Genomic DNA, 22,561 nt, shown 5'->3' on the forward strand with positions numbered 1-22,561 from the left:
TCAAGATAAGATAGTCGGTCATTCGGCGTCAGCCAAATCGCAACGCACTATTCGTCATTGACTATTCAACCTTTGCCATGAACGCGCCCGAACTGACCGAAGACGAAAATCTTGGCCTCTACCAACGCGCAACGGAAGGCGGTGCGGAATGGTGGCGCGTCAGTGTGGCAGACCGGCCGGAAAACTATCGCCTCGAACATGGCGTGGACAACGGCGGCGAACCTGGCGCGGTCGATATCGATCTCGTTGTCGATGCGGAAAATCTGCGCGCGAAGCTCAAGAAATGGCGCCGCGAAGGCTTCGCGATCGAGACGGACAATGCCGCAAGCGAGCAATCCGCGGCCGGGCGCGTCGCCTTCATGCCGGAATTGCAGCGCGCCGCGGCACGGACCGCGGCGGCAAAACACCGGCAGGTCGAAGGCACCGGCGAGACCGTGCGCATCGGTCGTGTGGATGTGCCCTGCGGCGTGGGCAATCCGCTCGTGCCGCGCCTGAACCCGGCCTATCTGTTCTCCGAGCGCTTTAACGACATTGTCGAGGACATTGTCGAGAACCGGCGCGTGATGCTGATCGGCCATACCGGCGCGGGCAAGACCAGCCTGATCGAACAGGTCGCGGCGCGTTCGCATCACGGCGTGCTGCGCTCCAACATGAACGGGCAGACCACCGTTGGCGACTTTGTCGGTTTCTGGACGGTCAAGGGCGGTGAGACGATCTGGGTGGACGGCGTACTGCCCACGGCCATGCGCGAAGGACTCTGGCTGATCGTCGACGAAATCGATTTTGCCGAGCCGTCCATTCTCGCCGCCCTCACCGCCGTGCTCGAACCGCACGGCCGCCTCGTGCTGAAGGAGAAAGGCAACGAGATCGTCGCGCCGCATCCGGGCTTCCGGCTGTTCGCCACGGCGAATGCGGTCGGCGCAATGAGTCAGTTCCGGCATCTGTATCAGGGCGCCAATCTGATGAACGAGGCGTTTCTGGATCGCTGGCGCGTCTATCTGCTCGACTATCTGTCACCCGCTGAAGAAACCGACGTACTGATGGCCACGCTCGCCCCGCACATGACGCGCGCGCTCGCCACCACCCTCGCCGCGATCGCCGCCGACTGCCGCGCGGCGTTCGCCCGCGAAGACCTGTCGAGTGCGTTCTCCACCCGGCGCCTGCTCGACTGGGCCGAACTGATGCTGCGCACGGGCGACCCCGAACGCGCCGCCGGTCCGGCAATTTACGCGAAGGTGAGCCCGGAAGACGCCGCGTTGATTCGCGGCATCATCCGTCATCACATCGCGCCGGCCGCCGACGCTTGAACACCATGCACGCCACGCGCAATCCGCGCGACACGCGCGGCTTCGCATTCGAATCCACACTCAGCAAGGTCGCCCGCGTGCTGACCGGTCAGTACGGCGTGACGGTCGCGTTCAGTCCGGATGGTCCGCGCGTCGAGCCAGGCCGCATCGTGATTCCCGACTACGAGTTGAATGGCGAGGTCGAGCGCGATGTGCTGATCGGCTATCTCGACCTGCTGGTCGCGCGCGCCAAGCATGCGTCGCTCGCGCAGCTCGACGCGCTGCCCGCGGGCATCGTCGCGACTCTCGCGCAAGTTGTCGAAGACCGCCGCGTGTGCGGGCAATTGCTCGACGAATATCCGGGCGCGCGCTGGTTCATCGGCAGGTTGCGCCTGCATGCCGCCGAGCGCGTGCGGCAACGCTGGCCAAAGCTGCATTGGCGCGACCGGCTGGTCTGGCTGGTGGAGCGTGCGTTGTGGGACGAGCCGCCCACGCGGAACGAAGCGAGCCAGTCGCTGCTCGCCGCCTTGCATGCCGCGCAGGATCTGCTGCAGGAGGCGCGCGCGAGCCGTTCGACCGCGCAGAGCATTGCTGCGGCGCAGGCACTCGTGGCTCGCGTGCGCGCGCTGTCCGCAGGCGAGGCGAACAGCATGGCGTTCACCGCGGATCCGCTCGAAGACATCGATACGGAAACGGCCGCGTCGTCGTCCGCACCGCGCGACGATGACGAAACCACGCGGCCCGATCAGAACAACGCGACCTCGCCGCCGTCCGATCGAAGCAGTGGCGCGCAGGCGGACAACGCGGTCGGCATGGGTCAATCGCTCGCGGACGCGCAGCAGCCCTCCGAGCGTTCCGAAGGCGAAGCAGCCGGCTCGATAGCGGACGCGTCACGAGCCCGGCTGTCGATTCCGCTCGCCACCGAATTCGACGATATCCGCGATCTCACGGGCCAGGGCGACAGCGCCGCGTGGCGCGAACTACGCACGCAAGCGCGCGCGGACACCGCGCCGCTCAAGGAAAAGCTCGAACGCGCGCTGAGCGCCGACGAACGCACGCGCTGGCGCCGCGAGCAGGAGCGCGGCGAGATCGATCGCACCGCATTGGCGAAGCTCGCGACCTCGCCCGGCTACCGCACGCCGTTTCGCACGCAGCGGCCCGCCAAAGGACGCGATGTGGCCGTGACGCTGCTGATCGACCGCAGCGGCTCGATGGCCGGGCGCAAGATCGAACTCGCGCGCCAGTGCGCGGCAGCCTTGTGCGATGCACTGACGCAGTTGTCGTTCGACTGCGAAGTACTCGGCTATTGTTCGGTCGAATCCGCGCCGATGAAGCAGCTCTATGAGCGGCAGCGGGCAACCGGCGCGGACCTACGGCGCTATAACCGTTTCGTCGAACGGCTCGATCTGAAAGTCTATAAACGCTTCGGCGCGACCGATATGAGCGGGATCGCCGCCATCGACTGCGGGCACGAGAATCCGGACGGCGAGGCGCTGGCCTGGGCCGCGACACGGCTTGCCGATCACCAGGCCGAACGGCGCATTCTGATGGTGTTTTCCGATGGCTACCCATCCACCGGCGACGGCGATCCGCAGGTGTTGCGCAGCGATTTGCGCGAGCGCGTCGCGGCCATCGGCAAGCGCGGTATCGAACTGGTCGGAATCGGCGTACTGACCGACGCGGTCGAGGACTTCTATCCGCACAACGTGGTAGTGAGCCGCCTTGCCGAACTGCCCGCGACGGTGTTCTCCGTACTCAGTTCGATGCTGCTCACGCGGTAACGCCGGCGCCCACGCGGCTCAAAACGCGTTCAGCGGAATCTTCAGGTACCGCACGCCGTTGTCTTCCGGCTCCGGCAAGCTGCCCGCGCGGATATTGACCTGGATGGCCGGCAGAATCAGCGTCGGCATGCCGAGCGTGCGGTCGCGCGCGGTGCGCATCGCCACGAACTCCGCCACGCTCACGCCGTCGTGCAAATGAATATTGCCGCGCCGCTGTTCAGCCACCGTGGTCTGCCATTGCGGCCCGCGTGACGGCGGCGGATAGTCGTGACACATGCACAGCCGCGTGTCGGGCGGCAGCGCGAGCAGCCCGCGGACGGATTCGTACAGCGTATGGGCATCGCCGCCGGGAAAGTCGCAGCGCGCCGAGCCGACGTCCGGCATGAACAGCGTGTCGCCCACGAACACGGCATCGCCGATCCGGTACGCCATGTCCGCCGGCGTATGGCCCGGCACATGCAACGCCTCCCCGCTCAACTCGCCGATGCTGAACGTCTCGCCCGGCTGGAACAGATGGTCGAACTGGCGGCCGTCGGCAGGCACGTCCTCGCCGAGATTGAAGATGCGCCTGAATGTGCTCTGCACGATGCGAATGCTCTCGCCAATGGCAATCTCGCCGCCCAAAGCTTCCTTCAGATACTGCGCGGCCGACAGGTGATCGGCATGCGCGTGCGTTTCGAGCAGCCACTGGACACGCAGCTCACGCGCGTTGACGAACGCGATGACGCGCTCCGCCGACTCCGTCGACGTGCCGCCCGACTTCGGATCGTAGTCGAGCACCGGATCGATCACCGCGCACGCCGAGCCTTCGGACGCGTAGACGACATAGGTGAAGGTGCCGGTGGCGGCATCGTAAAACGCTTCGATCTGAGGCGTCATGGTCGGCTCCTCGACGCTCACGCCGCTTGCGGCTTGAACGGATACTGTTCGATCTCGCCGCCGCGCGCCACCACTACCGTGCTTTCGGGAATCTCTTCCCACCAGCCCGGCAAGTCCGCAAGCGGTTCGGACAACACCAGAAACGCATTCTCGCCGACCGCCGCAATGCGCGGATCGTCGGGATACAGCTCGTGCAGATGACGGAACGAGCTGCTGTGAAAAAGCGAGCGTGACTGCCTTTCGCTCGAATAGCGCACGGCTACGATCTGCTCGCCGTCGGTGACGCACACCGTCATGTTCAGCGGTTCATCCACGCCGTGCTCGCGGCCGGTTTGCTCGACGAAGGCGACCATCCGCTCTAGCGCGATGACCGGCGCCAGTTCCAGACCGAAGGTCAGCGCGAGAAAAAACATCACCTCGGAATCGGTCGAACCTTCGATTGACGGAAACAGATCGGGGTCGATCTTCACCATCAGATCGCGGCGCACGGCCGGATAGTTGCGGATCAGACCATTGTGCGCGAAGAGCCACCGGCCGTGACGGAATGGATGACAGTTGGTTTCCTGCGAAGGCGTATCCGTTGCCGAACGCACATGCGCGACGAACAGCGGTGCGCGGATCGCCCGCGCGGCTTCGCGCAGATTGCGATCGCTCCACGCCGGCTGGATGCAGCGGTAGCGAAACGGAATATCCGTCGGATCGCCGTACCAGCCGATGCCGAAGCCGTCGCCATTGGTCGTGGTGTAGCCAAGCCGCGAATGCAGGCTCTGGTCGATCAAGGAGTGTTTGGCGTTGAACAGCACCGTTTCCAGTTGAAGCGGGTTGCCCGTATAAGCAAGCCAACGGCACATGGAGTGTTCTCCTGTCGGGTGCGTGAGCGCCCCCGGTGCCGGATGGAACAGCAGGCCGCCGGGGATGCGTCTATTTGACCACCGGTTGCAGTGTCGCAATCGGAATCAGGAATTCGGAGAAGCCGGTCAGCATGATCTGCACGCCGATGCACAGCAGCAAAAAGGAAGATACACGCATGGCGACCTTGGTGCCTTCCACGCCGAGATACTTGGCGAAAATTACCGCGCGGCTATAGACCAGATACACCGTGACGGCCACCGCGAGCGAGATCACGACCGACGCAATGCTCGAAATCACGAACTCCGAGAGCTTATGCGTGCGGTTAGCGGTGAGTGCAATGGCGGTGGCGATCGAGCCCGGCCCGGTGGTCAACGGAATGGTAAAGGGGAAAAACGCCTTCGACATTGCGTTGTCCGCGTCCACCCGTTTGACTGCCGGCTGCTCGCCTGGTTGCGTGTCGGGCGCGTTGAGCATCTGCCAGCCGCCCACGGCGACGGCGAGGCCGCCACCAATGCGCAGCGCCTGCATGGAGATGCCGAAGAAATGCAGGATCGGCGTTCCGATGAAGAACGCCACCAGCAGCACACACACCACGTTGATGGCGATCTTGCGGGCCAGCAACGTGCGCTCTTCCGTGCTCAACGAAGCAGTCCGGTCGAGGAAGACGAAAGCAATGCCGATCGGGTTGATGATGCTGATCAGCCCGGTAAAGCCAAACAGAATGTCCGGGATCAGACTTTCGACCATATGCGTTTCCGTGTCGAGCGGCGGCTCGGGTAGCCCGTCTGTGTACCCGGGCGCGCCGCGCCATGTTGATGAAACCGGAGTCTCTCCGGCGATTCCGATGACGCTTGCGTTGCGTGGCGAGATCATATCGCGGCGCGCCAACCAGGATCGTAAAAAAGCCTGGCGCCGGAGTGTGTGCCGCGGCGCGCCACGCTGCGCTAGCCGCCTTGCAACGCAGCAACCGGCACCTATGAAGGTGCGCCCGCAACTTTCAGAAAGCCTACACTTTTTTGACCTGCTTTACGCGACCAAAGCATCAGGCATACAGTCCCCAGCGAAGCCGCACTTTCAACGAGACGTACTTACCAGTTCGAGGAGTTGCCCCCATGTTGCTTCGTGTACTCGCCGCGCTGCCGTTCATCGGCATTCTGCTCGGTGTCCCGTTTGTAAATCGTGTCGAGCCGCTGATGCTCGGCATGCCGTTCGTGCTGGCCTGGATCGTCATGTGGGTGGTGCTCAGTTCGATCATCATGGCGATCATCTACCGTCTGGACCCGTCCAACCGTCAGCTCGCCGTGGATGGCGAGGAGGCCAGCTCATGAGCGCACTCATCATCATTGCGGCGATTACGCTGTTTGCGCTTTACCTGGGCGTGCGCGCCAAGCGCGGCCACGACATGAGTCTCGAACAATGGACCGTGGGTGGCCGCAGCTTCGGCACGGCCTTCGTGTTCCTGCTGATGGCAGGCGAAATCTATACGACCTTCACCTTCCTCGGCGGCAGTGGCTTTGCATATGGCAAGGGCGCGCCGGTCTATTACATTCTGGCCTACGGCACGCTCGCGTACATCCTTTCGTACTGGATGTTGCCGCCCATCTGGCGTTATGCGAAAAAACACCGGCTCGTCTCGCAGCCGCACTTCTTCACGCGCAAATACGAAAGCCCGGCGCTCGGCACGCTGGTCGCATTGGTCGGCGTGGCCGCGCTGATTCCCTACCTCGTGCTGCAGCTGAAGGGGCTCGGCATTATCGTGGCGACGGCCTCGTACGGGGCGATTTCGTCGACGGCGGCCGTGTGGATCGGCGCGTGCGTCGTGACCGCTTATGTGATCGTTTCGGGCGTGCGCGGTTCGGCGTGGAATTCGGTGGTGAAGGATCTGCTGATTCTGGCCATTGTGTTGTTCCTCGGCATCTATTTGCCGCTGCACTATTACGGCGGCTTCGGCGAGATGTTCCACGCGATCGACGCCGCGCGCCCCGGCTTCCTGACCTTCCCGGCCAAGGGTTCGAGCGTGACGTGGTTCCAGTCGACGGTATTGCTCACGGCGCTCGGCTTCTTCATGTGGCCGCATACGTTCGGTTCGATCTTCACCGCGAAGGACGAGCGCATCTTCCGCCGTAACGCGATGGTGCTGCCGCTGTACCAGTTGATTCTGCTGTTCGTGTTCTTCGTGGGCTTTGCGGCGACCCTGAAGGTGCCGGGTCTGAAGGGCGGCGACATCGACCTGTCGTTGTTCCGCCTGTCGTTGCAGACCTTCGACCCGTGGTTCGTCGGCGTGATCGGCGCGGCCGGGATTCTGACCGCGCTGGTGCCCGGCTCGATGATCCTCACCTCCGCGTCCACGCTGCTCGCCAACGACGTGTATCGCGGCATGGTGAACCGCAACGCGTCGGACGCCACGGTGGCGACGCTCGCGCGTGTGCTCGTGCCGGTCGTGGCGCTGGTGGCGGTCGGCTTCACGCTGCAAGGCGGCGAAACCATCGTGGCGTTGCTGCTGATGGGTTACAGCTTCGTTACCCAGCTATTCCCCGCGGTGATCTGCAGCCTGCGTCCGCATAACCGCGCGACCAAACAGGGCGCGTTTTGCGGGATTCTGGCGGGAGTGGCGGTGGTGGCCGTGACGACGACCATGCACCTGAGCGTCGGTCAGTTGATGCCGTTCCTGCCCGACGCGCTGAAGGACGTCAATATCGGGTTCCTCGCGCTGGCGGTGAATATCATCGTGTTCGCGGCGGTGAGCGCGATGACGCAGCCGCGGCCGGTCGAGCAGACCCACGCGCCGGTGCATTAAGACTTTTTCCGGCAGTTGTCGAAAGGGGCTGTCGCTTCGGCGACAGCCCCTTTTCATTTCAAGCCTCGCGCCTGCGTCGAGAAACAGAACGTCAAATCTACACACGAATGAAAAAACGCATTGCGGTGCGGCGCACGGTCAAGACATTTAAGTAGGCGCCCGCAGCCAAAGAACCGCTCGGCCGCACTGCAACACAAATCTTGCGCGTAGCCAGAATAACGACCTGAACATCAGGCACACCCCTTGCTGAAAGGACACCTCAACGCATCTCACCGCACTGTGCAAGTGCACAAATCCCGTCCTTGGGGGCCGCTTTGCCGCTCAACGTTCTTCTCGTCGCTTCTGAAGCCCTGCCGCTCGCCAAATCCGGCGGACTCGGCGACATGGTCAGCGCATACGCCGCCGCCCTGCGCGATGCCGGCGTCGATGTCTCGATCCTGATGCCCGCCTATCCGGCCGCGCTCGAACGCGCCGTCGAGGTCGCGCCGGTCGCGCGCATGACGGGCTTGCCCGGCGGCGACGCACGGCTCCTGCGCGGCCAGATGCCCGACACCGGCATACCGGTGCTGCTTCTGCAGATGGATCACCTGTTCGCGCGCGAAGGCCTGTACCGCGATCCGCAGGGACGCGACTACCTGGACAACCTGACCCGCTTCGCCTCGCTCGCGGCAGCGGCCGCGCGGGTGGCGCGTGGCGTGCGCAACGTGAAGCGCCCCGACATCGTGCACGCGCACGATTGGCATGCAGGACTCACGCCCCTTTACCTGCGGCTCGCGGGCGTTGCCGCGAAAAGCGTGTTCACGATTCACAACCTCGCGTTCCAGGGCAACCATCTGCTCGCCATGGGCGGCTGGATCGGCGTGCCGCCCGAATTGCTGGCGCCCGCGCTGTCGGACGAACGCAGCATCGAGTTCTACGGCTCGCTCAGTATGATGAAAGCCGGCATTGTGCATGCCGATCGCGTCACCACCGTGAGCCGCCGCTATGCACGCGAAATCCTGACGCCGCGTTTCGGCCACGGCATGGAAGGCGTATTGCAGGCGCAGGCCGGCAAGCTGTCGGGTATCGTCAACGGCATCGACACCACGGTCTGGAATCCCGCCACCGACAAACACATCGCCCGCCCCTATTCCGTCGACGACACCGCCGGCAAGCAGGCCTGCAAGCGTGAACTGCAACAGGCGTTCGGTCTCACGCGCGATCCGTTCGCGCCGCTGGTCGCGATCGGCAGCCGACTTACCGAACAGAAGCTCGCCGATGTCGTCGTGCATACGCTGCCGGCGCTGCTCGAACGGCATCCGCGCTTGCAGTTCGCGATTCTCGGTCAGGGCGAGCATGGTATCGAACAGGCACTGCAGGACATCGCGGCGGCATGGCCGGGGCGCGTCGGCGTGCAGATCGGCTATGACGAGCGGCGCGCGCACATGCTGCATGCGGGCGCGGACATTCTGCTGCATGGCAGCCGCTTCGAACCCTGCGGACTCACGCAGCTCTACGCGATGCGCTATGGCACGATTCCGGTGGCGTCGCGTGTCGGCGGCCTGGCCGATACGATCGTCGATTATCTGCCGTACGATCCTCGCGGCGACAGCAAGGCAACCGGCTTCCTGTTCGACGGCGAAGGCCCGGACGACGTCATGCATGCACTGGGCCGCGCGCTGTCCGCGTTCGTGGAGCCGTCGTCGTGGCACGTGTTGCAGCGTAACGCGATGAGCCGCGACTTCGGTTGGGACACGTCGACTTCGAACTATCTCGCGCTGTACGCGGATCTGGTGGATGCACGTCCGGCGCTGCGCGACACGCGGATTCGCAAGACTGCGGTTCGGGCTCGGGCGGCCGCCGCTGCGGGTGGCCGCAGGGAAGACTTCAATGCGGGCCTCGGCGAGATGGCGCGCAGCGCGTAGTGGCGTGATGGGGGATTCGTAATCAAGTTTCGTAATCGGTTTGAGGCACCCGGCTAAGGTTATCGGCTACGCGCCGCAACTGACACGTTATGCTATGCGGCCTGCCCATGTTTCGTGGAGTCGCCGATGCATTCGCCCGTTCTCCGGGTCGCCCGCCCCACTAACGATCTGCATAAGGTCACCGATTTCTACACCCGCGGGCTGGACTTCGAAGTCCTCGCGCGCTTCGAGAATCACGCGGGCTTCGATGGCGTCATCGTGGGACGGCGAGGCTGCCCCTGGCACATCGAGTTCACGCATCAACACGGCGTGACCGTGGACCGGGCGCCGACCACCGAGCACCTTCTCGTGCTCTATCTGCCTGAGCGCGATGCATGGTGTGCGGCCGTCGAACGGCTCGAAGCGCTCGGCGCAATGGCCTGCGAATCTGAGAATCCCTATTGGGACCGTCAGGGCAAAACTTTCGAAGATCCGGATGGCTATCGGATCGTTTTGCAGAACAGTTCATGGGTCGACACGTCACCGGCTTCTTCTGCGCATACGGACGATTCGCCACGCATGACGTCATGACGCGCGGCCTTTCGCGCTCCCACACTTTGTCCACCCAGCCTGCCGAAAGCCGCTTGACAGCTTGCCCCGGCATTAGGCAAGCTGCGGCGTGCAGAACGTCTGCACTGCGAGTCCGGTTTGCTGTTGCCTCTGTTGCCTCTGTTATCCCGCGCTGTCCGAATGATCACGCTGCCGTCTTGCACGGCGCCTTCGCAAGGGTCGCAATGTACAGAACACGAACTATCGCTGCCGCGCTATTGGCCATCGCCCTCGCCGCCTGCCAGACGGCGCCCACCAACGACTTCGCCAGAGCCCCTGTCGCCCCGGTCACCGCCAGCAGCGCCGACATCCGCTCGATCGCCAAAGACGCCTATCTCTACGGCACGCCAATGGTCGATTCATACGGCATCATGTATGCGTTTTCGGTGGACTCCACCAACCCGCAATACAAAGGCCCGTTCAATTCCATCCTGAACATCTCGCGCGTCTTCACGCCGGACGACACCGCCTTCGTCACACCCAACTCCGATACACCTTACTCGTTCGCCGGCCTCGACCTGCGCGCGGAACCGGTGGTGATCACCGTCCCGCCGATGGACCCGAAGCGCTACTTCGTGTTCCAGTTGATGGACCTCTACACCTTCAACTTCGCGTATATCGGCAGCCGCACGACGGGCAACAACGGCGGCACGTTCCTGATCGCGGGACCACGCTGGAACGGGCAGACGCCCAATGGCATCACGCAGGTCATCCGTTCCGAGACCGATCTCGTGAACGTGGTCGGGCGCACGCAATTGTTCAATCCCGACGACCTCGACAACGTCAAGCAGATTCAGGCGGGCTACAAGGTGCAAACGCTGTCGGCGTTCACCGGCAGCAAACCCGCACCCACCGCGCCGCCAGTGCAGTGGATCAAGCCGATCGCACCGGCCACCGCGCGGACATCGCTCGAGTTCTTCAATGAACTTGCCTTCGTGCTGCAATTCGCGCCGGTCAATCCGGACGAAGCGGGGCTGCGCAGCCGCTTTGCACAGATCGGCGTCGTGCCCGGCAAACGGTTCGATGTCAACGCGCTCTCGCCCGAGCAGAAAGCGGCCTTTCAGGCCGGCATGCAGGATGGTCAGAAGGCGATCGACGACAGGCGCGCTTCACTCGGCGGCAAGACCGACACGCTATTCGGCTCGCGCGAGTATCTGAAGAACGACTACGTGGCGCGCGCCACCGGCACCCAGGTCGGCATCGGCGCGAACTCGCGCGAGGAGGCGTTGTATCCGGTGCTCGACAAGGATTCGGCCGGCCAGCCCCTCGACGGCAGTCAGCGTCGCTACGTGCTGCGGTTTCCGAAGGGACAATTGCCGCCCGTGAATGCGTTCTGGTCGGTGACCACGTACGCGCTGCCCAGTCAGTTGCTCGTGAAGAATCCGATCGATCGCTATCTGATCAATTCGCCCATGCTGCCGCAACTCAGGAAGGATCGCGATGGCGGCCTGACGATCTATATTCAGGCGAAGTCGCCGGGCAAGGGCAAAGAGGCCAACTGGCTGCCGGCGCCGGATGGACCGTTCATGATCACCATGCGCTTCTACTGGCCCAAACCGGTGCTGCTGGACGGCAAGTGGAAGACACCGGTGGTGAAGCGGGTGAAATAGGTTTGGCGCGTGTGTGCTGCGTGCTGCGTGTTGCTTGCTGTCTAATGCCTGGTGCCAGGTGCCTGGTGCGAGCCATGAATGGCTCGCACTGAACGCGTCACGTCGAAGTCTTCTCGATGCATCGGCAACCCGCTTCTAATTCTGCCGCTTGCCGATAATCACGATGCCGCGCGACAGTCCGCTCACGCTATCCACCGCCAGCGCCGCTGCGTACAACTGCACGACCGGCACCCAGACGGCCGGATATTTGTAGCGCGCCACATCGAGCAGCAACGCGCTGTCGCTCGCCGAATCGTAAGCGCCGAGCGGCGACCAGTGTCCGCCACCCGCTTCGCCGATTTCCATGCGCCGGAAATTCAACAGCACGAAGCGGTCGTTGTGCGCCGTAGTCGCGCGCACGATATCGCGGAACTGACCGAGCGACAGGTCTGCGGCGTGATATTTCCTGACCGCGACCGGAAATGCAGTGAGGGCCGTGCTGAGCTGGTCGAGCGTCATGCCCTCCCTCGACACCTGCGCGGCGTTGGCGACCTGCGGATCGATTGCGCGGAAAAAATCGTCCTGCGAGAAGAACGGAAAATCCGGGTATTGCGTCGTCTCGGGCCGGCGGATGCCCAATGCGTTGAGCGCCATGACCGACGTGGCCACGGAGCAATAGGCTTCGTTACGCTGGGTTTCGAAATACTGCGAGAGCGGCCAGTATGACTGGTTGGACGCTGCACCCGTCAATCGTTTCTGACCGGCCGGCTGCGCCAGCGCAACCAGGTTTGGCGGGACCGGCAGCGACCCTGCGGCCGTGCGTGCTGTAGCCTGAGCGCCGAGCTGATTGCCGGGCTGATTGCCGGGCTGTGCGGCCGGTTGAATGACAGCCGGTTGAGCGACGGGTTGAACAGGCGCGGGAGGCACCGGCGCGCAGGCAGCCAAGGCAGCGACCAGAATGGCGACGCCCCACTCCGGCTGCTTCAAGCGCCCTACGGCGCGCATCATTGAATATCTGGACATGGATCTTTCCGCTGGGACCGAATTCGCATCGACCACGATCGCGCCGGCGCATGAATCATGCACACGTCGTCGAGCCTCGTTTTTGTAACACGAAACAAAGCTCAGCGTGCGCGAGGTCATCGCGTAGGGGTATTCGAATGCAGGGGCGGAAAGTGAAGCTGAAGAGGCACAACCCTGCTCCGCACCGAGGATGCGCACATGCAAACATGCACACACGCGCCGAGCGTGCGCTCAGTCAGCTTTCGCCGTGAAAGCGTAACCGTTTTTGCCGCTGCGCTTGACGCGGTACATCGCCTCGTCCGCCGCGGCGACGAGACGCTGGTAATCGCCGACGAGGTCGGGAAAGCTGGCAATGCCGATACTCGCGCGCACCAGCCCGAGTCCCATCTGCTCATCGGTCGCCACCACGCACGCAATCAGCCGCCGGGCAACCTCGGCCAGTTCGTCGGCCGTGGAGAATTCGTGTATCAGTACCGCGAATTCGTCGCCGCCAATGCGCGCGACAACATCGCGTTTGCGCACCGACTCGCGAAAACGCCGCGATACCGCGATCAGGAATTCGTCGCCGGCACGGTGGCCATGCGAGTCGTTGACCTGCTTGAAACCATCCAGATCCACATACAGCACGGCGATTTTGCGAGGCGCCGGTCCTGCCTGATGGTTCGCCGCTGCATCGTCGAGCACGGCGAACAGCTGGCGCCGGTTCGGCAGCGTGGTGAGCGGATCGTGCAACGCGGCGTACTCGAATTCGTACGACTCGCCCACCAGTTGACGATTGCGTTTGGCGTACATGCCGAGCGCGGTGAGCAACAAACAGAACAGCAGCGCGGCCAGCGCGATCAGCACGTTCGCGACGTGGGCGATCCGCAGCCGTATGTCCGCGCCATCGGCATCGCGCTGTGTCCGCCAATACGCGGAGACCGTGGCAAGCAGCGCTTCGGTCTCACTCAGACTGGCGTCAGCCATCAACGCTGAGCCGGGCATGTGCGGCGCGGCAGACGGGCTGGCGTTCACCAATGCCGCGAGCGCCCCGAGGCGATCGGCGAGTTCGGCGCGTGCCTGCCGGTAACCCTGCGCTTGCGCCTCGCGATCACCGGGGCGTTGCCGCCATACCTCGACCATGGCGCGCGCACTGTCCGCGCGCCCTGCCGCTTCGAGCACGAGCCCGGCGTATTCCTGCTTCAACTGATCGGAGAAGATCGTTCTGATCTGCGAGGCGAGATACAGAAGACCAGCCAGCAGACAGACCAGCGAGGCGCCGGCCAACATGGCGGGCGCCCGCCTGAACCGGGTCATGACGGCGCCTGCCGCACCAACGCGAGCGCCACGGCGTCGCTCAGGGATGGGAATAGATGTCTTGCCGATTTGCGTTGCCATGCTGCCGATAGTTCACTCGACGAAAAAAGAGCCCGATGCGGGTGAACGCGTTGTCTTTATGCTTCGCGTTCGCCAAGGTCGTACGGCGCTCCTGCGGCGTTGCACGACCATCTTTACCCGCTCGCGACGGGGCCGCTTGCTGCACGGCTGGCGTGCCGACGCTTGCCGAACGTCGGGCCGCGCTGGCAGGGGAAGCAGGCGCGTCGGGCGCCGCATCTGTCACGAAGTTTGTCTGGACCGTCGGTGGCGAATGCCGCTTGACCTCACCAGAGAAGGTGGCTAACTGCCCGCCCGCTTCCGGATCGTCGGCGGTTGGCGCTGCCGTCACCGTCGGGCTGCTTTCCGCCGCCGCTGACGGCAACGATGTCGCGCCGTTGGTTCGTGCAACCACTGCCGCACTCCCGGATGCGCCGCTACCGAGCGCTTGCCGTGCGCCGGCCATTGCTTCGGTGTAGGCCTTCTGATCGTGATTGAACCAGACACCGTACGCCACCGTACCCATCACGCCGATCGCGAGCGCGCTGGCCACAGCCACGCACATGGCGAAGCGTCCGAACCGCGGCGGCGCAGCGGAAAGTGGCAAACCGTTCATTCGGCCGCCGACATCCAGGCCGGCGGCCAGAGAGTGGGGCAAGTTGGGATCATTGAACATCGCAGTACTCTCCGAAATCCTTATGTCTGATCTGTCGGCAGGCTTTATTCACACGATTTTGCAGATCGAGGCAAAGCCGCTCGACGAATTGAGCCCCCCTCAACGCACGAGAACAACACGGCAATGCTGCGCTTTAAACGGCGTCTTGGCGAGGCAGGGTTGCGTCGGAGAAACAGGTAAAACTTCTACGACGCTGGTAGTCGAGCGCGGTGTCGGCAGCCTTCGCAAGGTGCGTCTGCAGGCCGTGCAAGCCGCACGCGGCGGGCATCGAACGGACGGCTGTGGGGTGATGCGACAGCCACGCTCAGGCGCAATGGCTTGCTCGCGCTTGACGTCTCATGTCTTAAACGCAAGTGCCATTCCCGATATCCGGCCATTGGCTGCAAACAATGACAAGCACCGCCTGCACTCGCGCGGGATCAGATCGAATCGCGGCGCGCGTGGCTTGCCTTGATCGGCGCGGAGAACGCCGCATCCCGCCTCCACGAGCACCGGTCATCACCTCGTGTCGCGCGCCTGCCGACGGCGCTCGCGCTGGCGTCTGGAAGCTCGGTTTCGGCGCGAGGCGGCTACTGTTATTTGAGTGTGGAGACTGCGTGTGGAGACCCGGGTCGTCGCATCTTGCCGTTCGCCACGGCGTACGCCGCGCCGGGATCTCTACCATTTCGGCGCTTACTGCACGGTAATCGTTTCCTTCATATTCGGGTGGATGCCGCAAAACACCTTGTACACGCCTGGCTTGTCGAACTTGAACTGGTAAGTGTCGTTCTGATCGAGCGCGGCGGAGCGAAACATGCCCGCGTCGTTCACGACGGTATGCGGTTCGCCGTCGAGGTTTTTCCAGGTCACAGTCGAGCCGGCTTTGACCGTCAGTTCCATCGGCGAGAACATGAAGTTCTTGATGACGACCGCGTTCGGCGTTTCCGCCCGCGCCACCGAGAACCCCGACAATGCCGCAAACAATGCCGAACTGGCAGCCATTACGAGAAAAACGCGGCGAATGTTTTTAGTTTGCATAACTGATCTCCTGCAAGAAGAAAGTGACGATCAAACCAGTGTCGTGTCGTTCAGCGTCGCCTTGAGCGGATGCCGCGTGACTTTGATGCTGGTGACCCCAAGCATTTTCGGGAGCTGGTCGCTAGCCACCGTCAAAGGTCCGGGGCCGGTTCCGTTGCCGGCCGTCGGCTGCGGATAGGCCGTCGAGCGCGCCGTATGGAAGGTGATGTTGCCCTCCACTTTCGACACGATCTGATGAATGTGGCCGTTCAGCACCGTCACCGAGCCGAAGCGCTTCAGATAGGTCATCGCCTGGCCGGCATCGCCGGTGCCCCAGCCCCACGGCTCGTAGATCGTCCACATCGGCATGTGCGCGAACACGACGATCGGTGTGCTGGACGAACGCCCCTTCAGATCGTTTTCGAGCCACTCGAGTTGTTCGTCACCCAGACCGCCCAGGCCGTTCGGCTTGAAATGCATGACGTTGACGAGGCCGACGAAGTGCACGCCCTGGTGGTCGAAGCTGTAATAGCCCTTGTTGTCCGAGGGCTTGCCGAACCGGCTGAAGTATTCCGTTCCCGGGCCGTCCGTCACGTCGTGCTCGCCTGGCACGGTATGCAGCTCGGTGATCTTCAGACCGGACATCAACTGGGCCGCGAGATCGAACTCCGCAGGTTTGGAAAGGTGCGTGATATCGCCGGTATGGATGGTCAGCGCGGGCTTGACCGGCATCGCGTTCACGTACTCGATGGTCTGCTTCAGCGTGCCCGCCACGTCCGGGTTGGCTTCCTTGTTAAAGCCGATGTGCGAGTCGCTGATCTGCAGGAAAAGCGGCACGCCCGAGCCGGCCGCGGACGATTTCTGGTCGGCGGCGAGCGCCAGTTCCACCGGCGTCAGTATCCCGCCGGACAAAACGAATACGGTGCCCAGGCCACCGAATGCAAGACACTTCAGCGCGCCGCGACGCGACGCGTCGAACGAATGATCTGACGACATGTTGACCTCACGATAAAGAGTCGCAGACGGGCCGCGGATTATCCGGCGGCCCTTGCGGATCGGTTCGTCAGGCATGACTGGACCGGCCCCGGTTTTATTCCCGGGGTAATCCATCGCGCAGGTCTTTTTTGTCAGTCGGCACAGCTGCAACGAAAAAGCGGCCCGCCTCGCTGCATGGCGAGGCGGGCCGCTGCGCTACTCTGACCTTCTGCTTACTGAGCTTGCTGCGCCTGTGGCTTCTGCCGCAACTTGCCTTGATAGCGGATCGTCGGACGCAGCGACTGCGTCGTCGGCGTTGCCATCATCAACTGATGCGCAAGCGGCGCGGCCGCCGGACTCAGCGAGCCGATACTCGTGGCGCGCGACGGATCCGCCAGACCGTTTTTCACGAGCAGCTTCGCCTCGAGTTGCAGACTGGTCAGCAGCACCGGATCCTTCAGCGCATTGCCCTGCGCCAGCAGCTGGCTCCATGCATTGTTGCTGTAGTTGGTCACGTAGTAGTCGAGACCGCTCGGATCGGCGAGCACCGCGGAACAGCCGTTCAGACGCACCTGGGTTTGCGTGTCCTTCATTGCCAGCGTCTTGCGTGAAGCCAGCCCGTCACCGTACGCGAGCGTCAGCGGAATGGTCCACTGCGTACCCGGATACTGATTCTGGTTCGGGAACGGCGCCTGTTTCAGCGTGACCACGGTCTGATTGGTCGTCAGATCGCATTGCGTATCGAGCGAAATCAGAGGCACGCCGGTCTGCCGCACGAAGCTGTCGCCGATCGCCACCATCGGCTGACCGCTAACCTTCGCCAGTTCGTCCCACAGACGCTTCGGCGTGACGTTGCCGAGCGAATAGTCGGCGAGGTACGACTGCAGGCCCTTGCGCATGACTTCTTCGCCGAGATAGTTCTCCAGCATCTTCAGCACGTGACCACCCTTGTCGTACGTGAAGGCGCTCGCGCTCAGCACGAAGTCGTTCGAGGCCCAGCCGTTGAAGTTCGGCTGCACCGGGAACGCGGTGGACTTCAGATCCGCATTGATCACGGCGTATTTGTTCTTCACGTCGTCGACCCAGCTGAAGCGCTCCGGGAAGAAGCGCACCTTGGTCTTGTTCTCGAAGAAGGTCGCGAACGATTCGTTGAGCCAGACGTCGTCCCACCAATCGAGCGTGACGAGGTCGCCGAACCATTGGTGCGCGGCTTCGTGCGTGAGCACCGTCACGCCGTAATCGGACATGGTGGTGCCGGGCGCCGGCAGAATATCGTCGGCGAATTCGAGAATCGCGCCCCAGTTCTCCATGCCGCCGAAGTTCAGGTCCTTCTGCTCCTTGAACGCGTCGTTGGCCGCGATCGTGTCGAACTTGGTGAGCGGCAACGGAATGCCGGTGTAGCGATAGTAGTAATCGAGCGCCTGCTTGGTTTGCTGCATGGCCGGTTTGGCCCAATCGCGCATGCCGGGCGGTGTGAAGATGCGCAGATGCAGACCTTTGCCGTCGGGCAGCGGGCTTGTGAAGTCGTCCTCGAGAATGTCGAACTGGCCGCCGCCGAAAAACAGCAGATACGACGGCATGGGCGGCGTCTTTTCGAACGACACCAGCTTGTAGCCTGCATCCACGTTGACCGCGGGCTTCTCCGCCGCGTTCGAGACCACGTTCCAGTTTTGCGGCACTTCCGCGCTCACCTCGTAGGTCGGCCGGAAGGCCGGCTCGTCCCAGCCGGGGAACCATTGGCGCGCCAGGTTCGATTCGCCTTGCGTGAGAATCGCGCCGCTCGTGGTGCCATCCGTTGACTTCAGATCGACGCGGAACACGCCTTCCGCCGCGGAGCAACCCGGATAGGGATCATCGCCGCAACTGCCGCCGGTCTTCGCGACCGGATCGTCGTAAGTCTTGAAGTTGATGATGCCGCTCCACTCCATATGCAGCGAGTAGTTGCCGGCGGCGATCTGCCCGCTCACGGGGCGAAGCTGGTAGAAATCGCCGTCGTCCTGCGGCGTGGCGATCAACGCAATGTTGCCCGGCTGAAGCGTGATCGTGCCATTCGTGAACTTGACCCGGTGCCCGGCGATGGTGATCGCGTTGACCGCCTTCTGCACCTTGATCTGTACGTCGGCCCGGCCATCGAACGAAGACAGCGCGGGGTTCGGCCGGAACCAGAGCTTGTAGTTGATCGGCGTAACCGTGTCGGGCAATTCGACCGGCGGCACCGTCTTGTTGATCGATGTGTCCGCAACGACCGGCGCGGCGGGCGGGGTCAGCGCCACCTCGGAGGCAGCCGGCGCGGTTGCGGGTGTCTGCCCGGATTTGCTCGCCAACGACGACGAGCCGTCGCTGCCGCCGCATCCCGCCAGAACCGCAATTCCGGCGAGTGCGAGGCACTGCATCTGCAATCGGAAATTTATACGCATTATTAATCCTCGACTGACAATATCGGTATAAAGAAAGTGCGTTGAGTGGTTCAGCTTGTTTTCTCTGTTTTTCAGAGAAAAAGGTCTCCCGCACTAGCACCGAATTGCTAGCGAGAATATATGGACGTGTTGGCGCCTCAGCACTTGTGGCTGATTTTCAAATCGCGCTACGCGTTTATTACAATGCTTTCACAAAGACAGCTTCGGCCGTTTTTGTCGGCTTTCATTCAATCGTTTAACTGACCGGCAAAGCGGCGGCTTACCTGCGTCTCCGGGCAGATAGCGAAATCCGCGATCAGTTTTTGACGACAGTGCGTAGCCTAGTTTGGCAAACGTTCCCGTGTCAACTTCCTTTCACAAACTTTCTTTAAGACGGGCAATGCGTATGCGAGCCGAATGGCTTCGGCAATGAGGTCGAGTTAATCCTCTAAGACTCGCAATATCGCCTGCAACTACGGGAAAGCTTATTTTTATTTTCTTCGGATTATGTTATGGCGCGACCGTGCAGGTGAATAACCTGCGGCGAGGTTTTAATTTGAACTAGCTGGAGAGTTCAGAAAAGGATTCGGCGCGAATAATGCGCAAGCGGCAATGCGCTAGCCGTTCACCGCCGCTACGATTCGCGCGCACATGGCCTTGTCGGGTAATGGGCCCGAACCGGCCCTGACATTGTCTGCCATGTATTGCGGACGCCCGGTGCCTGGAATCACCACCGTCACCGCCGGCTGCGCGAGCACGAACTTCAGCAGAATCTGCGCCCAACTCGTGCAGCCGATTTCCGCCGCCCACCCAGGCAGCGGCGTTTTGCTGACGCGTGCAAGCAGGCCGCCACCGCCGAAGGGCTGATTGATCACCACGCCAATGCCGAACTCCGCCGCAAGCGGCAAGATGCGCGTCTCTGCGGCGCGGTCGTCCGCCGCGTAGTTGACCTGTACGAAGTCGGGCTTTTCGTTGCGCATGACGGCCGCCACTTCATCGAATGCGCTAGACGTGTAGTGCGTAATGCCGATATAGCGAATCCGGCCGCGCGCTTTCCAGTCGCGCAATGTGGCGAGTTGCGTGCGCCAGTCCAGCAGGTTATGCACCTGCATCAGGTCGATGCGCGGTTGCTGAAAGCGGCGCAATGATTCTTCCATTTGCTCGATGCCCGCTTCGCGTCCTTCGGTCCAGACTTTGGTGGCGACGAAGGCTTTATTGTGCGCGTCGAGTTGCGTGAGCAACGCACCGGCGACCGCTTCCGAAGAACCGTACATCGGCGAAGAATCGATCGTCGAACCGCCGGCCTCGAACAGAATGCGCAGAACGCCGGCAAGTTGTGCGCGAGCGGCGGGATCGTTGCCGACATCGAAGGTACGCCATGTGCCGCAGCCGACCACAGGCAGTCGCTCGCCTGTCGCGGGAATCACGCGTTGCGCCATGCGCGGCAACGGCGTCGTGGATTCGGTTTGAGATTGATCTGGCGTTTGCGCCGGGGCCAGCCTCGGCAAAGTAAGCGAAGCCGACAGGCCGATTGCCGTGCTACTCGCTGTGTGCAGAAAACGGCGTCTGCCGGAAAGCCTTGCAGCGTCTTTCGACGAAAGTGCCATGACGTGCCCTCCATTCGCGCGCAATACAGTGACTCTGTACGATACGGCAAATCGGCATGGCACGTTGAGCGCCGGCTAATGCGGCGCAGCCGCAATGTGTTCTACTTGCGCGATCGTGCGCAACACCCCGCTAGCGGATGAAGCGACCGCAGATCGGCATGCTGCCAAGCCGCGCCATAAAAGACGACTCGCCACGACCTGCCGCCGCGAACTGATCCGCCGCCATGGCGGACCCCGCTGCGGCGCCGATCGCGACGACCACGATCGCGATCCGGCGCAGCCGCCCGCCTCGACCGGCGAGCGAACCCGACACGCTTTGCCAGCTGGACAGCAAGATCATTGTGAGGGCAACTATCGCGCAGCACATGACGCCTCCTTAAGCATTCGCTGTGGCGCGCTCTGGCCGCGCCGGAAACGGATTGCGCCATGCATCGATCGCGTTCAACTGATCGTGCCAGCGCTGCACTTCCGGAAACTCGTCAAGCGGCATCGCAGCGCTTTTTGCGTACGGCAGCGTGACGCCAACGGAGAAATCCGCGACCGACATGTCATCACCCAGCAGCCACTCGCGCCCCTTCAGATGCTGGTTTAGCACGGCGGCATGTTTGCGAAAAAACCCCTGAGCTTCAGCGACCTTCGAAGGCTCGGGCGCGCCGAGTCCGACCCACGGCTTGATCAGATACTCGAAATAAAGCGAACCCGCGTGCCGGTATAGATGCTGATTGTTCCAGCTGAACCAGCGCGTGATTTCGATCTGCTGCTGTGCGTCGCGCGGCCACAGTCTGGATTCGGCGCGCTGCGCAAGGTGACAGATAATCGCATCGGATTCCCAAATACTTTTATCGCCGTCGACGAGACACGGCACCTTGCCGTTCGGATTGATCGCCAGATAGGCGGGCCTCGTCTGCTCGCCATTGCGCAGATCGACAAAGACGTATTCGATTGGCAACCCTAAGTACCCAGCCATTGCGCAGGCTTTTCTGGGAGACAGCGTTTCAGCATAGTAGAGCTTCATGGTGGACCTCGATATGCGTTGACTTGCCCGGAATGTGCTTTATTCGCCCGCGTTTTCCAGCTCGGCGAACAGTGCTTCCAGCTTCTCGAATGCACCGCTCCAGCCGGTGCGATGACCGTCGCGCGCGGCTTCGTCGAAGAACTGCGCGTGCGTGAAATTCAGTTCGGTGCCTTCTTCAATCGGGCGAAACCTGATCGTGACCAGCGACCGGCGTTCGGGCAGCGTCACCCACTCCCATGTGAATACGAGTTTGCGGTCTGCTTCGACTTCCTGGTACTCACCGCGGCAGTCGTGCGTTTCGCCATCCAGCGTCTGGAACACCACGCGAAAGCGACCGCCCACGCGAGGGTCCGCTTCGGCACTCAACACCGGTCCGGCGTCGGGCCCCCACCAACGCGCCATCAACTCCGGCCGCGTCCATGCCGCGTAGACTTTTTCGGGCGGTGCCTTGATGCGCCGCACGAGGGTCAGGCTGGGCTTTTCCTCGATCATTCCTCGTCACCCTCCACAAAATCGGCAAGCCGGTCGAGGCTCGCGGACCAGAAGCGTTCATAGCGCCGCAACCACGCCATCGCCTCTTCCATCGGCCCGGGGACCAGTTCCACCGTGACAGTTCGGCCATGCTTCGTGCGCGCCACCAGACCCGCGTCGCTCAGCACGTCGAGGTGCTTCATGACGGCGGGCAGTTTGAGCGGCAACGGACGCGCGATTTCCGTGACCGACAGACCGGGCTCGCGCTCGAGACGCGCGAGGATGGCCCGCCGCGTGGGGTCCACGAGGGCGGAAAACGTACGATCAAGTTGACTGACTGGAGACTTCACCATATGGTGAACTATAGGCGCTG

The 22,561-nt window shown here is 62.8% G+C and carries 21 protein-coding genes; 7 read left to right on the forward strand and 14 right to left on the reverse strand.

Features of this window, described 5'->3' with window-relative positions; all coding sequences use genetic code 11:
* Positions 1-77 precede the first annotated feature (77 nt).
* The gene (locus P0D68_RS15820) at positions 78-1,307 is read left to right on the forward strand and encodes an AAA family ATPase (RefSeq protein WP_408297693.1); all 1,230 of its coding nucleotides are present in this window, start codon (positions 78-80) and stop codon (positions 1,305-1,307) included.
* A 5-nt stretch (positions 1,308-1,312) separates the two neighbouring features.
* Entirely contained in the window at positions 1,313-3,067 is a 1,755-nt protein-coding gene (locus P0D68_RS15825; RefSeq protein ID WP_408297900.1) for a cobaltochelatase CobT-related protein, read from the forward strand.
* An 18-nt stretch (positions 3,068-3,085) separates the two neighbouring features.
* Here P0D68_RS15825 and P0D68_RS15830 read toward each other — a convergent pair whose 3' ends face one another.
* From P0D68_RS15830 to P0D68_RS15840, 3 genes are all read right to left on the reverse strand, one after another.
* On the reverse strand, positions 3,086-3,946 hold the full coding sequence (locus tag P0D68_RS15830; protein WP_408297691.1) for an MBL fold metallo-hydrolase: 861 nt from the start codon (positions 3,944-3,946) through the stop codon (positions 3,086-3,088).
* A gap of 17 nt (positions 3,947-3,963) precedes the next feature.
* Positions 3,964-4,797, reverse strand: a complete 834-nt coding sequence (locus tag P0D68_RS15835) for a class II glutamine amidotransferase (RefSeq protein ID WP_408297689.1) — start codon at positions 4,795-4,797, stop codon at positions 3,964-3,966.
* Positions 4,798-4,867: 70 nt separating this feature from the next.
* Complete coding sequence (locus tag P0D68_RS15840) at positions 4,868-5,545, reverse strand: MarC family protein (protein WP_091809292.1); 678 nt, start codon at positions 5,543-5,545, stop codon at positions 4,868-4,870.
* A gap of 365 nt (positions 5,546-5,910) precedes the next feature.
* Between P0D68_RS15840 and P0D68_RS15845 the strand changes: the two genes are divergently transcribed.
* From P0D68_RS15845 to P0D68_RS15865, 5 genes are all read left to right on the forward strand, one after another.
* Positions 5,911-6,126 (forward strand): DUF3311 domain-containing protein, encoded by a 216-nt coding sequence (locus P0D68_RS15845; protein WP_091808235.1) that lies wholly within the window; start codon positions 5,911-5,913, stop codon positions 6,124-6,126.
* On the forward strand, positions 6,123-7,595 hold the full coding sequence (locus tag P0D68_RS15850; protein ID WP_091808232.1) for a sodium:solute symporter family protein: 1,473 nt from the start codon (positions 6,123-6,125) through the stop codon (positions 7,593-7,595). The genes P0D68_RS15845 and P0D68_RS15850 overlap by 4 nt, the downstream gene beginning before the upstream one ends.
* Positions 7,596-7,909: 314 nt before the next feature.
* Positions 7,910-9,499, forward strand: coding sequence for a glycogen synthase GlgA (gene glgA, locus P0D68_RS15855; RefSeq protein ID WP_408297686.1), 1,590 nt, complete (start codon positions 7,910-7,912; stop codon positions 9,497-9,499).
* A 126-nt stretch (positions 9,500-9,625) separates the two neighbouring features.
* Positions 9,626-10,069: a VOC family protein gene (locus P0D68_RS15860; protein WP_091808230.1), complete on the forward strand. Its 444-nt coding sequence runs from the start codon at positions 9,626-9,628 to the stop codon at positions 10,067-10,069.
* 203 nt (positions 10,070-10,272) lie between these two features.
* Positions 10,273-11,697 (forward strand): DUF1254 domain-containing protein, encoded by a 1,425-nt coding sequence (locus P0D68_RS15865; RefSeq protein ID WP_408297684.1) that lies wholly within the window; start codon positions 10,273-10,275, stop codon positions 11,695-11,697.
* Between the two features lie 135 nt (positions 11,698-11,832).
* On the opposite strand, the gene P0D68_RS15870 is transcribed toward P0D68_RS15865, so the two are convergent.
* From P0D68_RS15870 to P0D68_RS15920, 11 genes are all read right to left on the reverse strand, one after another.
* Positions 11,833-12,699: a phytochelatin synthase family protein gene (locus P0D68_RS15870; protein ID WP_408297682.1), complete on the reverse strand. Its 867-nt coding sequence runs from the start codon at positions 12,697-12,699 to the stop codon at positions 11,833-11,835.
* 231 nt (positions 12,700-12,930) lie between these two features.
* On the reverse strand, positions 12,931-13,995 hold the full coding sequence (locus tag P0D68_RS15875) for a diguanylate cyclase domain-containing protein (RefSeq protein ID WP_408297680.1): 1,065 nt from the start codon (positions 13,993-13,995) through the stop codon (positions 12,931-12,933).
* Between the two features lie 40 nt (positions 13,996-14,035).
* Positions 14,036-14,710, reverse strand: coding sequence for a hypothetical protein (locus P0D68_RS15880; protein WP_408468656.1), 675 nt, complete (start codon positions 14,708-14,710; stop codon positions 14,036-14,038).
* A gap of 690 nt (positions 14,711-15,400) precedes the next feature.
* Positions 15,401-15,745, reverse strand: coding sequence for a cupredoxin domain-containing protein (locus P0D68_RS15885; protein WP_091808224.1), 345 nt, complete (start codon positions 15,743-15,745; stop codon positions 15,401-15,403).
* A 30-nt stretch (positions 15,746-15,775) separates the two neighbouring features.
* Positions 15,776-16,720: a metallophosphoesterase family protein gene (locus tag P0D68_RS15890; protein WP_408297675.1), complete on the reverse strand. Its 945-nt coding sequence runs from the start codon at positions 16,718-16,720 to the stop codon at positions 15,776-15,778.
* A 212-nt stretch (positions 16,721-16,932) separates the two neighbouring features.
* Positions 16,933-19,116, reverse strand: coding sequence for a M1 family metallopeptidase (locus P0D68_RS15895; protein ID WP_408297673.1), 2,184 nt, complete (start codon positions 19,114-19,116; stop codon positions 16,933-16,935).
* Positions 19,117-19,712: 596 nt separating this feature from the next.
* Entirely contained in the window at positions 19,713-20,702 is a 990-nt protein-coding gene (locus P0D68_RS15900; protein WP_408297671.1) for an aldo/keto reductase, read from the reverse strand.
* Between the two features lie 130 nt (positions 20,703-20,832).
* Positions 20,833-21,042: a hypothetical protein gene (locus P0D68_RS15905; protein WP_408297669.1), complete on the reverse strand. Its 210-nt coding sequence runs from the start codon at positions 21,040-21,042 to the stop codon at positions 20,833-20,835.
* Positions 21,043-21,078: 36 nt separating this feature from the next.
* Positions 21,079-21,717 (reverse strand): glutathione S-transferase family protein, encoded by a 639-nt coding sequence (locus P0D68_RS15910; RefSeq protein ID WP_408297667.1) that lies wholly within the window; start codon positions 21,715-21,717, stop codon positions 21,079-21,081.
* A 39-nt stretch (positions 21,718-21,756) separates the two neighbouring features.
* Positions 21,757-22,209 (reverse strand): SRPBCC family protein, encoded by a 453-nt coding sequence (locus P0D68_RS15915; protein WP_408297665.1) that lies wholly within the window; start codon positions 22,207-22,209, stop codon positions 21,757-21,759.
* On the reverse strand, positions 22,206-22,541 hold the full coding sequence (locus P0D68_RS15920) for an ArsR/SmtB family transcription factor (RefSeq protein WP_408187937.1): 336 nt from the start codon (positions 22,539-22,541) through the stop codon (positions 22,206-22,208). Before P0D68_RS15920 ends, P0D68_RS15915 begins: the two co-directional genes overlap by 4 nt.
* Between the last annotated feature and the right edge of the window lie 20 nt (positions 22,542-22,561).

Source organism: Paraburkholderia sp. RL17-380-BIE-A (genome assembly GCF_046028085.1).
Classification (GTDB): domain Bacteria; phylum Pseudomonadota; class Gammaproteobacteria; order Burkholderiales; family Burkholderiaceae; genus Paraburkholderia.